A 14711-nucleotide genomic window follows, 5' to 3' on the forward strand; every position below is an offset into this window, starting at 1 on the left:
CTGGAAAAACCGGGTATTACAGCCAATTATCACCATATGTGATATCCGCTGTCGACAATGCCGCCGACTTTCGGAGGAAGGCGTGCGGGAATCCGGCACCGGGGACCGCTCCGGCGGGCGGGGAACACGGTTCGCCGCGGCGGTCGCGGCCGCGGTGGCGCTGACCGCGGTCCCCGCCGCGGTGCTGACCGTCCCCAACGTGATCACCCTCGTCGCGGCCTCCGCCCGGCGGGATCTGGGCGGCGGGTCGGCCGCCCTGGTGCAGGCCGCGGGAGCCGCGCTGCCCGCCCTGGTGCTGACGCTGGCGCCCGCCGCGGTGGCCGCCCGCAGGCTCCCGCCGCCGCTGGTGCTGCTGGCCGGGATCTTCGCCGTGCTGGCCGGGCAGGTCCTGGCGCTGGAGGCAGGATCCCCGCCCGTGCTGGGCGCCGCCCGGGTGCTGCAGGGCGCGGGGGCCGGGGCGGTCCTGTCCGCCGCGCTCGCCCTCGTCTGGCAGAGCCGTTCGAGGACGCCCCTGGCCCTGTTCGCCGGGGCGCTCTGCGGCTCCCTGGCGCTCGCCGTGCCGCTGGCCCTCGGCGCGGTGCCGCGCGAGCCGGGCCGCTGGCGCGAGGCGCTCACGCCCTTCCCCTGGCTGCTGGGCCTGGCGTTGTCGTGCGCTCTGCTGGCCTGCCTGCCGGGCGGCGCCGGACGCCCCCTGCCGCCGCTGCGCGCCATCGAACGCACCCGGCTGCTGCTCCCCCTGGTGCCCTCCGCCGGATTCGCCTTCCTGGCGGTGACCGCCGTCGGCGCCTCCTGGGAGCCGGGCGTGGGCGTCCTGGTGGCGGGCCTGGGCATCACGGCGTTCGCGGGCCTGGCGCTCGCCTGCACCCGCGACGCGGCTCTCGGCGGGCCGTGCGCCCCGGCGCTGCAGGCGGTCCTCATCGGATGGCTGGTGCTGCCCGTGGCCGCCCCGGCGGGCGGGCTGGCCTTCCTGACCGCGGCCCCTGCGGGGCAGGGGGCGTGGCCGTTCGCCGCCGCGGTCCCCGCCGCCCTCGCCGGAGCGCTGTGCGCCGCGCGCCCGCCCGCCCGCAGGGCGGTCCTGGCCGGGGACGCGCTGCTGGTGCTCGCGGTCCTCCTGCTGCTGGGCGCCGGCCCCCGGGCGGGCGCGGCGGAGCTCGCGGCGTGCCTGGCCCTGCTGGGCGGCGGCGCGGGCCTGGCGCTGGCCGCCTCGCTGCGCGGCGCGGGTCCGGGAGCCGCGCAGTTCGCGCTCGCGCTGTGCTTCCCCGCGCTGCTCTGCGGCAACCTCGTCGCGGGTTCGCTCCAGGCGGACCGGGTGCGGGGCGCGGACGGCGCCGCGGCCGGTCTGGCGGCGCTGGGCACGGCGCAGCAGACCTGGCTGGCGGCGGCCGGAGTGCTGGCGCTGGCGCTGTCCGCGCTCGCCGCCGCCGTGACGCGGCGCCGGGACATGATCGGGGGGGATAGGCTTTCGGGGGTATCCCACTAGCCGAACTCACTGGAGAACACCGCCGTGTCCGAGCGCACTCTGATCCTGGTCAAGCCCGATGGCGTACGCAAGGGCGTCGTCGGCGAGGTCGTCTCGCGCATCGAGCGCAAGGGCCTGAAGCTGGTCGCGCTGGAGCTGCGCACGCTGCCCCGCGAGGTGGCCGAGGAGCACTACGCCGAGCACAGCGAGCGCCCCTTCTTCGGCGAGCTCGTCGAGTTCATCACCGGCGGCCCGCTCGTCGCCCTGGTCGCCGAGGGCCCGCACGCCATCAAGGCCTTCCGCTCGCTGGCCGGCGCCACCAACCCGGTCGAGGCCGGACCCGGCACCATCCGCGGCGACTTCGCCCTGGAGATCGGCGAGAACATCGTCCACGGCTCGGACTCGCCGGAGTCCGCCGCCCGGGAGATCAAGATCTTCTTCCCCGGCCTCGCCTGAACCCGCGCCCGGTCGCATGAGATCGGGCCGTACGGGTATCACAGCCGCACCGCGCGCCGTATGATCGGCGCGCGGTGCGGCTGTCTTTCAGAGACCGGCAGTCGTTTTGCTGGAAACTGAACGTTGGCCGGACGTTTTTTCGCGTAAGCGCACCCCGTTGGCGGATGCCCCCGGAGTGGATATCGCGTTACGATGAATCACGCCGCTTCGATCGTCATCTCTGGTGACACCGCCAGCAGGAAGGGCCCCCTTTTCTCCATGGGTAACAAGTTGTCGTTCCTCGGCCGTGACATGGCGGTTGATCTGGGCACCGCCAATACCCTCGTCTATGTCAGGGGAAGAGGGATCGTGCTGAACGAGCCCTCGGTGGTGGCCATCAACACCCACACGAACAAAATCGTGGCGGTGGGCATCGACGCCAAGCGCATGATCGGCCGCACGCCCGGCAACATCGTCGCGGTCCGCCCGCTCAAGGACGGCGTGATCGCCGACTTCGAGGTCACCGAACGGATGTTGCGGTACTTCATCCAGAAGGTGCACAAGCGCCGCCACTTCGCCAAGCCGCGCATCGTCGTCGCGGTGCCCTCGGGCATCACCGGCGTCGAGCAGCGCGCGGTGAAGGAGGCCGGCTACCAGGCGGGCGCCCGCCGGGTCTTCATCATCGAGGAACCGATGGCCGCCGCGATCGGCTCGGGCCTGCCGGTGCACGAGCCGACCGGCAACATGGTCGTCGACATCGGCGGCGGCACCACCGAGGTGGCCATCATCTCCCTGGGCGGCATCGTCACCAGCCAGTCGGTGCGCGTCGGCGGCGACGAGCTCGACCAGGCGATCATCACCTTCGCCAAGAAGGAGTACTCGCTCATGCTGGGCGAGCGCACCGCCGAGGAGATCAAGATCGCCATCGGCAGCGCCTACCCCGCCCGCGACGGCGAGGAGGAGCCCAACGCCGAGATCCGCGGCCGCGACCTGGTCTCCGGCCTGCCCAAGACCGTCGTGATCTCCGCCGAGGAGGTGCGCCGCGCCATCGAGGAGCCGGTCAGCACCGTCGTCGACGCGGTGAAGACCACCCTGGACAAGTGCCCGCCGGAGCTGTCCGGCGACATCATGGACCGCGGCATCGCGCTCACCGGCGGCGGCGCCCTGCTCAAGGGGCTCGACGAGCGGGTGCGCGAGGAGACGGGCATGCCCATCCACCTCGTCGACAACCCGCTCGACTCGGTCGTCCTCGGCACCGGCAAGTGCGTCGAGGACTTCGAGTCGCTGCGCCAGGTCCTGGTGCCCGAGCCGCGTCACTGATGCGAGACACCCGACGAACCCGGCTGGTGCTGGGCGTCCTGCTCGTCACCTCGCTGCTCCTGATCACCGTGGACCACCAGGGCGGGGAGAACTCCCCGCTGCGCGGGCTGCGGGGGCTGGGCGCGACGGTGTTCGGGCCGCTGGAGCGGGTCGCCTCCGGTGTCGTGCGTCCCGTCGGCAACACCTTCGACGCGCTGCGCGACGCGCCCGGCCAGCGCCGGCGCGCCGAGGACCTGCAGCGGGAGAACCAGCGCCTGCGCGAGCAGCTGCGCTCCAACACCATCGACAAGGACCGCGCCGCCCAGCTGGAGCGGCTGCTGGGCAGCGCCGGGCTGGGCGGCTACAAGATCGTGGCGGCGAACGTCATCTCGGCCGGACAGGGCTACGAGGACACCGTCACCATCGACGCCGGGACCCTCAGCGGGGTCAAGCCCGAGATGACCGTGATGACCGGCGAAGGGCTGGTCGGCCGGATCACCAGGGCCGGGCCCGCCACCGCGACGGTCCTGCTGGCCACCGACGCCTCCTCCACCGTGGGCGCGCGCCTGGAGGACTCCAAGGAGATCGGCGTCATCAAGGGCGAGGGCAGGCGCGGCCTGGGCGTCGGCGCCACCCCGCTGCGGCTGCAGCTCTTCTCCGCGGACGCGCCGCTGGCCGTCGGCCAGCGGGTGGTGACGCTCGGCTCCAAGGGCGACCGCCCGTACGTGCCGGGCGTGCCGATCGGCACGGTGGACAGGATCGAGAAGACCCCCGGGTCCCTCACCCGCACCGCGCTGATCCGTCCCTACGTCATGTTCACCAGGCTGGACGTCGTCGGCGTGGTGGTCGCCCCGCCGCAGCGCGACCCGCACGACGCCGTCCTGCCGCCCCAGCCTGCCGCGAGCCCGTCGGGGAGCTAGCCGTGCTGAACTCGGTCGAGGAGGTCAGGAGCGGACCGTTCCGCTCCGTCCTCATCATCGTCGTGGCGATCCTGCTCCAGGTCGCGGTGGCCAACAGGCTGCCGCTGCCGGGTTCGGTGACGCCCGACCTCGTCATGCTCACCGTGGTGGCGCTGGCGCTGTTCAAGGGCGAGACGGTCGGCATGGTCGCCGGCTTCTTCGCCGGGCTGGCCACCGACCTGGTGCCGCCCGCCGACCACACCATCGGCATGTACGCGCTGGTCTACTGCGTCGTCGGCTACCTCTCGGGGCTGGTCAGCCCCGAGATGGACCGGTCGCAGTCCCTGCCGTTCGTGGCGGTGGCGATCGGCGCGCTGGTGGGCAACCTCGCCTACGCGCTGGTGGGGGTGATGCTCGGCGACCCGCGCGCCGACTGGTCCATCGTCTCGCGCACGGTGCCGCTCGCCGTCCTGTACAACGTGCTGGCCAGCCCGTTCGTGGTCTGGGCGGTGCTGCGCCTCTCGCAGCGCAACGAAAGGCTGGAACCGCGCGGCGGGCTCAGCGTCCCCGGTTTCTCGGCTCGGTTGGGCAGGCAGCAGCGGTGAACTCCCGTACGTACTCCCGGCTCCTGGTGCTCCACGTCATGGTGGGGACGCTGCTGCTGGTGCTGGTCGGCCGCATGTGGGTGCTCCAGGTGGCCCAGGGCGAGGAGTACCAGGCGATAGCCGCCAACAACCGCACCCGCGACATCGTCGTCCCCGCCGTCCGCGGCTCGATCCTCGACGACATGGGCCGGCCGCTGGTGCGCAACCGCACCGCGCTGGTCGTGTCGGTCGACAAGACCGCGCTGGGCAGGCAGGAGGACCAGGGCAGGGCGGTGCTCGCCCGGCTGGCCGAGGTGCTGGGCACCACCCGCGAGCAGCTGGAGCTGAAGACCCGGCTGTGCTCGCCGACGGTGCCGCGGCCCTGCTGGCCCGGCTCGCCCTACCAGCCGATCCCGGTGGACGACCGGGTGAGCGCCAAGGAGGGCCTGCAGATCCTGGAGCGGCCCGAGGACTTCGACGGCGTCATCGCCCAGGTCCAGGCCGTCCGGGAGTACCCCGAGCCCGAGGGCGCCAGCGCCGCGCAGACGCTCGGCTACCTCCAGCCGGTCACCCAGGAGGAGCTCGACAAGCGCGAGGGCCTGAAGGTCACCGGCTACAGCGGCGTCGACCTCATCGGCAGGGACGGCCTGGAGGCCTCCTACGACGTCGACCTGCGCGGCGAGCCGGGCGTCCGGCGGGTGAACGTCGACGCCCGCGGCCGGGTCACCGGCACCGCCTCCGAGACCGAGGCGGTGCCCGGCTCGCACCTGGTGACCAACCTGGACGCCAAGGTGCAGGCCGCGGTCGAGGACGCGCTCGCCGAGCAGATCGCGGCGGTCAAGAAGATCGGCGGGGACCCGGCGGCGGCGGGGGTGGTGCTGGAGGTCGACACCGGCAAGGTCGTCGCGCTGGCCAGCTACCCCACCTACGACCCCGCGGTGTGGACCGGCGGCATCTCCCAGGAGGAGTACGACGCGCTGCTGGGCCCCAAACGGGGCGAGCCGCTGATCTCCCGGGCCATCGCCGGCCAGTTCCCGCCCGGCTCGACCTTCAAGGTCTCCTCGCTGGCCGCGGCGGTGGCCGACGGCTACAAGCTGAACGGGATCTACCCGTGCCCCGGCTCCTACAACGTCGGCAGCCGGGCGTTCACCAACTTCCGGAGCACGCCCTACCCCCCGATGGACCTGCACCGGGCGATCGTCGTCTCCTGCGACACGATCTTCTACAAGTTCGCCTACGAGCAGTGGATCCGCGACGGGTCGACCAAGCCGGTGCCCGACCCCAAGGACCCGATGATCAAGATGGCCCGGGTGTTCGGGTTCGGTGCCAGGACCGGGGTCGACCTGCCCGGCGAGGTGCCCGGCCGCATCCCCGACCGGGCCTGGAAGAAGAGCTACTGGGAGAGCACCAAGGAGGTCGACTGCAAGCGCGCCAAGACCGGCTACCCCGAGGTCAAGAACGCCACGCACGCGTCCTACCTGACGGCGATCGCCAAGGAGAACTGCCTGGAGGGCCACATGTGGCGCGCGGGCGACGCGGCGAACTTCTCCGTCGGCCAGGGCAACGTGCTGGTCACCCCGCTGCAGCTCGCCCGCGCGTACGCCGCGATCGCCAACGGGGGCACCCTGGTGGTCCCGCAGGTGGCCAAGGCGGTCGTCCGCCCGGACGGCACCGTGGTGCGCGAGATCAAGCCGGAGCGCGGCATGAAGCTGCAGGTCGACAAGAAGGTCATCGAGTACATGCGCAAGGCGCTGGCGGCCGTCACGACCGAGGGCACCGCGGCGGGCGTCTTCGGCGACTTCCCGCTGGACAAGGTGCACGTGGCGGGCAAGACGGGTACGGCCGAGGCGTACGGCTACAAGGACACCGCGTGGTTCGCCTCCTTCGCCCCGGCCAAGAACTCCAAGTACGCGGTGGTCGTCATGATCACCGACGCCGGCACGGGCGGCACCTACGCGGCCCCGGCCGTCCGCAAGATCTACGAGGCGATCTACGGGCTCGGTGACACGCCCGCCGCGCTGGAGAACGGGGAGATCCCCGCCGGACTGCCGAAGGTGAGCCAATGACGACGCTGCAGGAGCGGCGGTCCTGGCCGAGCCGGATGGTGCGCCGCGACTCGGTGCTGCGCCGGCTGGACTGGGGGCTGGTGCTGCCCGTCATCGTGCTCGGCGTGATCAGCGCGCTGCTGGTCTACTCGGCCACCCGGGCCGGGCACCGCGCCGACCCGGAGGCCTTCCTCAAGAAGCACCTGCTCAACCTGGGCATCGGGGCGGTCCTCTACGCGGTGGTGTCCTCCTTCGACTACCGGCTGCTGCGCGCCTACGCGCCGATCCTCTACGGACTCTCGCTCGTCGGCCTCATCGCGGTCCTCACCCCGCTGGGCGAGACGATCAACGGCTCCCACTCGTGGATCGTGATCGGCGGCGGCTTCCAGGTGCAGCCCTCGGAGTTCGCCAAGGTCGGTCTGGTCGTGCTGCTGGCGATGATCCTGGGCGAGCCCAGGGACGGCGAGGTCGGTCCGGGCCGCAAGGACATCCTGACCGCGCTGGTGCTGGCCGGGGTGCCGGCGGCGCTGATCATGCTCCAGCCCGACCTGGGCACCACGATGGTGCTGGGCGCCATCCTGATGGGCATGCTGGTGATCTCCGGGGTGGCCAAGCGCTGGACGATCGGCCTGGTGCTGGCCGGGGTGGGCACCGCCGTCGCGGCGGTGGCGCTGGGGCTGCTGGAGGACTACCAGATCGCCCGGTTCACCGCCTTCGTCGACCCGACCGCCGACCCCAGGGGGGCCGGTTACAACGCCAACCAGGCGAAGATCGCGGTCGGCTCCGGGGGCCTGCTGGGCAAGGGGCTGTTCCACGGCGAGCAGACCACCGGCCAGTTCGTGCCCGAGCAGCAGACCGACTTCATCTTCACCGTGGCGGGGGAGGAGCTCGGCTTCCTCGGGTCGCTGATGATCATCCTGCTGATCGGCGTGATCCTCTACCGCGGCCTGCGGATCGCGGTCCACGCCGGCGACCAGTTCGGTACCCTGGTGGCGGCCGGAGTGGTCTGCTGGCTGGGATTCCAGACCTTCGAGAACATCGGCATGTGCATCGGGATCATGCCCATCACCGGACTCCCGCTGCCCCTGGTCTCCTACGGCGGCTCCGCCACGTTCGCCACGATGATCGCCTTCGGGCTGCTGCAGGGAGTGCACGCCCGGGGCAGGAGCCTGTGAGCGGCGGTACGCTGGGGGTTTGATCCGGGAGCGCGATCCCGCCACTGCCCCCGGGAACCCCGTAAGTCTTCTGGAAGGTACGACATGCCTGTTGAGTCGGTGTTCCCCCGGCTGGAGCCGCTGCTGCCGTCGGTGCAGAAGCCGATCCAGTACGTCGGCGGAGAACTCAACTCCCAGGTCAAGGACTGGGACTCCGCCGAGGTGCGCTGGGCGCTGATGTATCCCGACGCCTACGAGGTGGGCCTGCCCAACCAGGGCGTGCAGATCCTGTACGAGGTGCTCAACGAGCGCGAGGGCGTGCTGGCCGAGCGCACTTACTCGGTCTGGCCCGACCTCGAGGCGATCATGCGGGAGCACGGGATCCCGCAGTTCACCGTGGACGGGCACCGGCCCGTCCGCGCGTTCGACATCCTGGGCGTCTCGTTCTCCACCGAGCTCGGCTACACCAACCTCCTCACCGCGCTGGACCTGGCGGGCATGCCGCTGCACGCCGCCGACCGGCGCGAGGAGGACCCGGTCGTGCTGGCGGGCGGCCACGCCGCCTTCAACCCCGAGCCGATCGCCGACTTCATCGACGCCGCGGTGCTGGGCGACGGCGAGGAGATCGTCCTGAAGATCACCGAGGTGATCCGGGAGTGGAAGCGCGAGGGGCGCCCCGAGGGCCGCGACGGCCTGCTGCACCGCCTGGCGGTGTCCGGCGGGGTCTACGTGCCCAAGTTCTACGACGTCTCCTACCTGCCCGACGGGCGCATCCAGCGGGTCGCGCCCAACCGTCCGGGCGTGCCGTGGCAGATCGTCAAGCACACCGTGATGGACCTCGACGCCTGGCCCTACCCCAAGCAGCCGCTGGTGCCGCTGGCCGAGACGGTGCACGAGCGCTTCTCGGTGGAGATCTTCCGCGGCTGCACCCGGGGCTGCCGGTTCTGCCAGGCGGGCATGATCACCCGCCCGGTGCGGGAGCGGTCGATCACCACCGTCGGCGACATGGTGCAGCAGGGCCTCAAGGCGTCCGGCTTCAACGAGGTCGGCCTGCTGTCGCTCTCGTCGGCCGACCACAGCGAGATCGGCGACATCGCCAAGGGCCTGGCCGACCAGTACGAGGGCACCCAGACGTCGTTGTCGCTGCCGTCCACCCGCGTGGACGCCTTCAACATCACCCTGGCCAACGAGTTCTCGCGCAACGGGCGCCGCTCCGGGCTGACGTTCGCCCCCGAGGGCGGTTCCGAGCGCATGCGCAAGGTGATCAACAAGATGGTGTCGGAGGAGGACCTCATCCGCACCGTCACCACCGCCTACGAGAACGGCTGGCGCCAGGTCAAGCTCTACTTCATGTGCGGGCTGCCCACCGAGGAGGACGAGGACGTCATGGAGATCGCCGGCATGGCCCGGCGGGTCATCCAGGCGGGCCGCGACGCCACCGGCAGCCGCGACATCCGCTGCACCGTCTCCATCGGCGGGTTCGTGCCCAAGCCGCACACCCCGTTCCAGTGGGCGGCCCAGGCCGACCACGAGACCGTCGACCGGCGCCTGCGCGCCCTGCGCGACGAACTGCGCCAGGACAAGCAGTACGGGCGGGCCATCGGCCTGCGCTACCACGACGGCAAGCCCTCGATCATCGAGGGCCTGCTCTCGCGCGGCGACCGGCGCGTCGGCGCGGTGATCCGCAAGGTGTGGGAGGACGGCGGCCGCTTCGACGGCTGGTCGGAGCACTTCTCCTACGAGCGCTGGACGGCCAAGGCCGAGGAGGCCTTCGCCGGCCAGCCGGTGGACCTGGACTGGTACACCGTCCGCGAGCGCGAGGAGGTCGAGGTGCTGCCCTGGGACCACCTCGACGCCGGCCTGGACCGCGAGTGGCTGTGGCAGGACTGGCGCGACGCCGTCGAGGACGGCGCCGAGGTCGAGGACTGCCGCTGGACCCCGTGCTACGACTGCGGCGTCTGCCCGGCCATGGGGACGGAGATCCAGATCGGCCCCACGGGCAAGAAACTTCTTCCCCTGACGGTGGTCAACGGTTGAGTCCGTGCAGTCGTGTGAACACTGTCTGACAAGGGCTGCGGGCCGGGGGGAGCGCCGCGCTGGCTCCGGTTGCCCCGCGCGCACCGTACCCTAGGGGCAGATACTTGCTCGGACGGTGGTCTCCGGCCACCGAGAGAGACCTTGAGTAGGAAGGACAGACCACTGGCCCCCATGCCGGACGGTCCAGCACCGGCCCCGGTGACCCAGAAGCTGCGGGTCCGCTATGCCAAGCGCGGCCGCCTCAGGTTCACCAGCCACCGTGACATCTCCCGGGCCGTGGAACGCGCAGTGAGGCGCGCCGGGATCCCTGTCGCGTTCAGTGCCGGATTCACCCCGCACCCGAAGATCTCTTACGCGGGCGCGGCGGCCACCGGGACGGCCAGCGAGGCGGAATACCTCGAGATCGGGCTCACCGAGACCCGCGACCCTGAGCGGGTGCGAGCCGACCTCGACGCGGCGCTCCCCGACGGCATCGACGTCATCGACGTCGTGCCGGCCCGGGCGGGCACGGCTCTGGCCGACCGCCTCGAGGCGTCCGAGTGGCTCCTGCGGCTGGACGGTGTCCCCTCGGACACCGCCGCTTCGGCCGTGGCCGCCTTCCTCGGTTCCGAAGTGATCGAGGTGGAACGCCTCACCAAGAAGGGACGGCGCAGGTTCGACACGAGGAGCGCGGTGATCGCGCTGACTGTCGAATCCTCGAACGCCGATCCCGGTGCGATTTTGCGTATGGTCGTACGGCACGCCACACCCGCCGTGCGACCGGACGACGTCCTGACCGGGCTCCGTCAGGTGGCCGACCTCGCGCCCCCGTCACCACCGCTGGTGACGCGGCTGGCGCAGGGGCCGCTGGACGGGCCCGGGCGGATCACGGACCCGCTGGACCCCGACCGCGACCCGGTCGCGGCCGGAGCGGAGCCGGACGCCGTTGGTGCCTGACCAGGAGACCGCCGCCCGCGCACGGGCGGCGGCTCCACAGGGACGGTCGGGCACGTCCTGTGAGCCGCAACGGCTCTGAAGACTTCGTCGCGGCCACGCCGCGACGCCGAGAGAACGGAGAGCTCCTGTGCGGCGCACCCTGAGCTCCGCCCGCGGCAGGGCCGCGGGCGGCCTCGGTGCTGCCCGGGAGCCTGACGGGAGACTGCCCGAATGCTTGACAACGAGAACGAACCGATCGCAGATGTGACGGAGGAGACTTCCGGCACCGAGACCAGGGCCGCCGGACGCCGCAGGGCGGCGCGGCCCGCGGGTCCGCCTCCCGAGCCCGAGGAGGACCTGCCCGCCGTGGTCACGGTCCCCGCCTCGGCGGTCCCGGTTCCCCCGGAACCCGCCGCCGAGACGGAGCAGCCGGAGGAGACGGACGAGACGCAGGAGGAGCCCGCGCCGGTCCCGGTGCGGGCCGAGCGGCGTGCCGCGCGTCCGGCGGGCCCCCCGCCGGAGGCGGAGGACCTGCCCGCCGTGGTCACGGTCCCCGCCTCGGCCGCCCCGGTCCCCGCGTCCGAGGAGCCCGAGCCGCAGCCCGCCCAGGAGGCCGAGGAGGCCGTCCCGGCCGTGGCCGGTGGTCCGGTGGGCGCCGACGGAGAAGAGACCCCGCAGCCCGCTCAGGCGTCCGAGGAGCCCGCGCCGGTCCCGGTGCGGGCCGAGCGGCGTGCCGCGCGTCCGGCGGGCCCCCCGCCGGAGGCGGAGGACGTGCCGGCGGTGATCACGGTGAGCGCGGCGGAGGCCGCGCCCGCCGAGGCCGTCGCCGCGCAGCAGGCGGTCCCCGACGCGGCGGCCGAGCCTGCGGCCCCGGCCGTGGCGGCGGTACGGAGCGAGCGGCGTGCCGCGCGTCCCGTCGGGCCGCCGCCCGAGGCGGAGGACGTCGACGCAGAGGAGGCCGCCGAGCTCGGCCCCGACACCGAACTCGCCGAGCCGGTCGAGGACCTGGCCGAGGTGACCGGTGAGGCCGAGGCGGTGCTGGAGGCAGCCGCCGCGCTGGAGCCGGTGAAGCGCACCAGGACCCGCAGGCGGCGTGCCGCCGAGCCCGCGGACACCGAGCCCCCGGTCGCCGAGCCGGTGGCCGCGGAGACGGCTGCCGCGGGCGCGGAGGCCACGACGGCGCAGGCGCCCGAGAGCCGGGAGGAGCCCGCCGAGGCCGACAAGGGCCTGGAGGCCGAGGAGCCCAAGCGCCCCCGGACGCGCAAGCGCGCCGTCCGCAAGACCGAGATCGAGCCCGCCGAGCCGGCCGCCGAGGAGGCGCCGGCCGCCGAGCAGCCCACCCCGCTGGTGGCGGACCCGTTCGCCGCCTACGGGCAGCCGTTCGCCACCCCCTTCGCCGCGCCGGTCGAGTCCGCACCCGCCGCCGAGGCCGAGCCCGCCGGGCCGGTGGACGTGGTCTTCCAGCCGCCGATGGTGGTCTTCCAGCCGCCCACGGTGGTCGAGCCCAAGCCGCCCGTCCCGCCCGCTCCCCAGCCGCCCGCCGCCGAACCGGTCGAAGAGCTGGCCGAGGAGCCCGAAGAGGCCGAGGGCCGGGAGGAAGAGGAAGGCGAGGAGGGCGAGCGCCCGAGCCGCCGCCGGCGCCGCAGGGGCGGCCGGGGCAGGGGCCGCGGCCGTGACGAGTCGGCCGAGGACGAGGGGGCCGAGGAGGGCGAGGCCGCCGAGTCCGAGAAGGGCGACGAGGCCGCCGAGCCGGCCGGGGCGTCCCGGGAGGAGCCCGCCGGGGAGGACGAGTCCGAGGAGGACGAGGAGACCGGCGAGGCCGAGGAGGCGGAGGCCTCCGGCAGCCGCCGGCGCCGCCGTCGCCGCCGCCGTTCGGGCGGGGACGACGAGCCGCAGCCCGACGACCCGCCCAACACCGTGGTGCGGGTGCGCCAGCCCCGGGTCACCCGGCTGGAGGACGAGGTCCAGGCGGTGCGCGGCTCCACCCGGCTGGAGGCCAAGAAGCAGCGCCGCAGGGAGGGCCGCGAGCACGGCCGCCGCCGCCCGCCGATCATCACCGAGGCCGAGTTCCTGGCCCGGCGCGAGTCGGTCGAGCGGGTCATGGTGGTGCGCCAGCAGGGCGAGCGCACCCAGATCGGCGTGCTGGAGGACGGCGTCCTCGTCGAGCACTACGTGGACCGCGCCAGCCACCAGTCGTACGTCGGCAACGTCTACCTGGGCAAGGTCCAGAACGTGCTGCCCTCGATGGAGGCGGCGTTCGTCGACATCGGCAAGGGCCGCAACGCCGTGCTGTACGCCGGCGAGGTCAACTGGGACGTGGCGGGCCTGGTGGGCCAGCCGCGCCGGATCGAGTCGGCGCTCAAGTCGGGCCAGTCGGTGCTGGTGCAGGTCACCAAGGACCCGCTGGGCCACAAGGGCGCCCGGCTGACCAGCCAGATCTCGCTGCCGGGCCGCTACCTGGTGTACGTGCCGGACGGCTCGATGACCGGGATCAGCCGCAAGCTCCCCGACGCCGAGCGCTCCCGGCTCAAGGCGATCCTGCGCCGGATCATGCCGGAGAACGCCGGGGTCATCGTCCGCACCGCCGCCGAGGGCGCCTCGGAGGAGGAGCTGGCCGGCGACGTCTCCCGCCTGGCGGCCCAGTGGGAGCAGATCCAGAAGAAGATGAAGACGGCCACGGCCCCCTCGCTGCTGCACGGCGAGCCGGACATGACCATCCGCGTCATCCGCGACATCTTCAACGAGGACTTCGTCAAGCTGGTCGTGTCCGGGAACGGGATCTGGGAGCAGGTCCAGGAGTACGTGGACGGGGTCGCCCCGCACCTGGCCGACCGGACCGAGCTGTGGGACGGCGACGGCGACGTCTTCACCCACCACCGGATCGACGAGCAGCTGGCCAAGGCGCTGGAGCGCAAGGTCTGGCTGCCCTCGGGCGGCTCGCTGGTCATCGACCGCACCGAGGCGATGACCGTCGTCGACGTCAACACCGGGAAGTTCACCGGGCAGGGCGGCAACCTCGAGGAGACCGTCACCCGCAACAACCTGGAGGCGGCCGAGGAGATCGTGCGCCAGCTGCGGCTGCGCGACCTGGGCGGCATCATCGTGATCGACTTCATCGACATGGTGCTGGAGTCCAACCGCGACCTGGTGCTGCGCCGCCTGCTGGAGTGCCTGGCCCGGGACCGCACCAAGCACCAGGTCGCCGAGGTCACCAGCCTCGGCCTGGTGCAGATGACCCGCAAGCGGGTCGGCAGCGGCCTGCTGGAGGTCTTCTCCGAAGTCTGCGAGTGCTGCAACGGGCGCGGCATCCACGTCCAGCTCACCCCGGTGGAGGAGGGCAAGCCGGCCGAAGGCGCCGTGCAGAACGGCCGCAAGCGCAAGCGCAAGGGCGAGATCGAGCGGGTCGTGGAGGCCAAGCTCACCCGCCGGGAGGCCGCAGCCGGGGAGCCTGAGGAGAAGGAGCCGGCGGTCGTCGTCTCCGTCGCCGACCTGCCCGCCGTCGAGCCCCAGCCGGCCAAGCCGCGCCGTGCCCGGCGCACCCGTCCGGCCGGTCCGCCGCCCGAGGAGTTCGAGGACGTGGGCACCATCGCCCTCACCCTCGAGGACGGGGAGACCGTCCGCGTCGAGGCCGTCGTCGGCAACGGCGAGGCCGCCGAGGAGCCGGGTCCGGCCGAGCAGCCGACGGTCGAGGCCGACGAGCCGGAGGACGACGCGGCTCCCAAGCGCCGCCGCGGCCGCCGCCTCACCCGCGCCGAGAAGATCGAGGCCGCCAAGGCCGACGCCACCGAGTGACCGCCTCCGGGGCCGCCGCGGCCCCGGACGCCACGGCCGGGGGAACACCGTTCCCCCGGCCGTTCGCCTTCCGATTCGCCTTGGGCCGGGGG

General features: G+C 72.9%; 10 protein-coding genes. All 10 read left to right on the forward strand.

The genetic code is table 11. From position 1 onward, the window contains the following. The first annotated feature begins 82 nt into the window (after positions 1 to 82). The 10 genes from C2865_RS20045 (at position 83) to C2865_RS20090 (ending at position 14619) form a co-directional block, all read left to right on the forward strand. Complete coding sequence (locus C2865_RS20045; RefSeq protein ID WP_106399987.1) at positions 83 to 1480, forward strand: hypothetical protein; 1398 nt, start codon at positions 83 to 85, stop codon at positions 1478 to 1480. Between the two features lie 24 nt (positions 1481 to 1504). Then, positions 1505 to 1915 (forward strand): nucleoside-diphosphate kinase, encoded by a 411-nt coding sequence (gene ndk / locus C2865_RS20050; protein WP_106399988.1) that lies wholly within the window; start codon positions 1505 to 1507, stop codon positions 1913 to 1915. Between the two features lie 258 nt (positions 1916 to 2173). Then, the gene (locus C2865_RS20055; RefSeq protein ID WP_106399989.1) at positions 2174 to 3214 is read left to right on the forward strand and encodes a rod shape-determining protein; all 1041 of its coding nucleotides are present in this window, start codon (positions 2174 to 2176) and stop codon (positions 3212 to 3214) included. Beyond that, positions 3214 to 4113 carry a rod shape-determining protein MreC gene (gene mreC / locus C2865_RS20060; protein WP_106399990.1) on the forward strand — a complete coding sequence of 300 codons (900 nt, stop codon included), beginning with the start codon at positions 3214 to 3216 and terminating at the stop codon, positions 4111 to 4113. The genes C2865_RS20055 and mreC overlap by 1 nt, the downstream gene beginning before the upstream one ends. 2 nt (positions 4114 to 4115) lie before the next feature. Next, positions 4116 to 4697: a rod shape-determining protein MreD gene (gene mreD / locus C2865_RS20065; RefSeq protein WP_106399991.1), complete on the forward strand. Its 582-nt coding sequence runs from the start codon at positions 4116 to 4118 to the stop codon at positions 4695 to 4697. After that, positions 4694 to 6742 (forward strand): penicillin-binding protein 2, encoded by a 2049-nt coding sequence (mrdA, locus tag C2865_RS20070; protein ID WP_106399992.1) that lies wholly within the window; start codon positions 4694 to 4696, stop codon positions 6740 to 6742. The genes mreD and mrdA overlap by 4 nt, the downstream gene beginning before the upstream one ends. Beyond that, on the forward strand, positions 6739 to 7896 hold the full coding sequence (gene rodA, locus C2865_RS20075) for a rod shape-determining protein RodA (RefSeq protein WP_106399993.1): 1158 nt from the start codon (positions 6739 to 6741) through the stop codon (positions 7894 to 7896). Before mrdA ends, rodA begins: the two co-directional genes overlap by 4 nt. Before the next feature lie 84 nt (positions 7897 to 7980). Then, positions 7981 to 9912: a TIGR03960 family B12-binding radical SAM protein gene (locus tag C2865_RS20080; protein ID WP_106399994.1), complete on the forward strand. Its 1932-nt coding sequence runs from the start codon at positions 7981 to 7983 to the stop codon at positions 9910 to 9912. Positions 9913 to 10083: 171 nt separating this feature from the next. Beyond that, positions 10084 to 10848 carry a TIGR03936 family radical SAM-associated protein gene (locus C2865_RS20085; RefSeq protein ID WP_106399995.1) on the forward strand — a complete coding sequence of 255 codons (765 nt, stop codon included), beginning with the start codon at positions 10084 to 10086 and terminating at the stop codon, positions 10846 to 10848. A gap of 210 nt (positions 10849 to 11058) precedes the next feature. Then, positions 11059 to 14619, forward strand: coding sequence for a ribonuclease E/G (locus C2865_RS20090; RefSeq protein ID WP_157963823.1), 3561 nt, complete (start codon positions 11059 to 11061; stop codon positions 14617 to 14619). The last annotated feature ends 92 nt before the right edge of the window (positions 14620 to 14711 follow it).

Source organism: Actinocorallia populi (assembly GCF_002995495.1).
Lineage (GTDB): Bacteria > Actinomycetota > Actinomycetes > Streptosporangiales > Streptosporangiaceae > Actinocorallia > Actinocorallia populi.

Bases quoted from the DNA above. Each gene is read 5' to 3' on its own strand.
- C2865_RS20055 (WP_106399989.1), top strand. From the start codon at position 2,174: ATGGGTAACAAGTTGTCGTTCCTCGGCCGTGACATGGCGGTTGATCTG.
- mreC (WP_106399990.1), top strand. From the start codon at position 3,214: ATGCGAGACACCCGACGAACCCGGCTGGTGCTGGGCGTCCTGCTCGTC.
- rodA (WP_106399993.1), top strand. From the start codon at position 6,739: ATGACGACGCTGCAGGAGCGGCGGTCCTGGCCGAGCCGGATGGTGCGC.
- C2865_RS20080 (WP_106399994.1), top strand. From the start codon at position 7,981: ATGCCTGTTGAGTCGGTGTTCCCCCGGCTGGAGCCGCTGCTGCCGTCG.
- C2865_RS20085 (WP_106399995.1), top strand. From the start codon at position 10,084: ATGCCGGACGGTCCAGCACCGGCCCCGGTGACCCAGAAGCTGCGGGTC.
- C2865_RS20090 (WP_157963823.1), top strand. From the start codon at position 11,059: ATGCTTGACAACGAGAACGAACCGATCGCAGATGTGACGGAGGAGACT.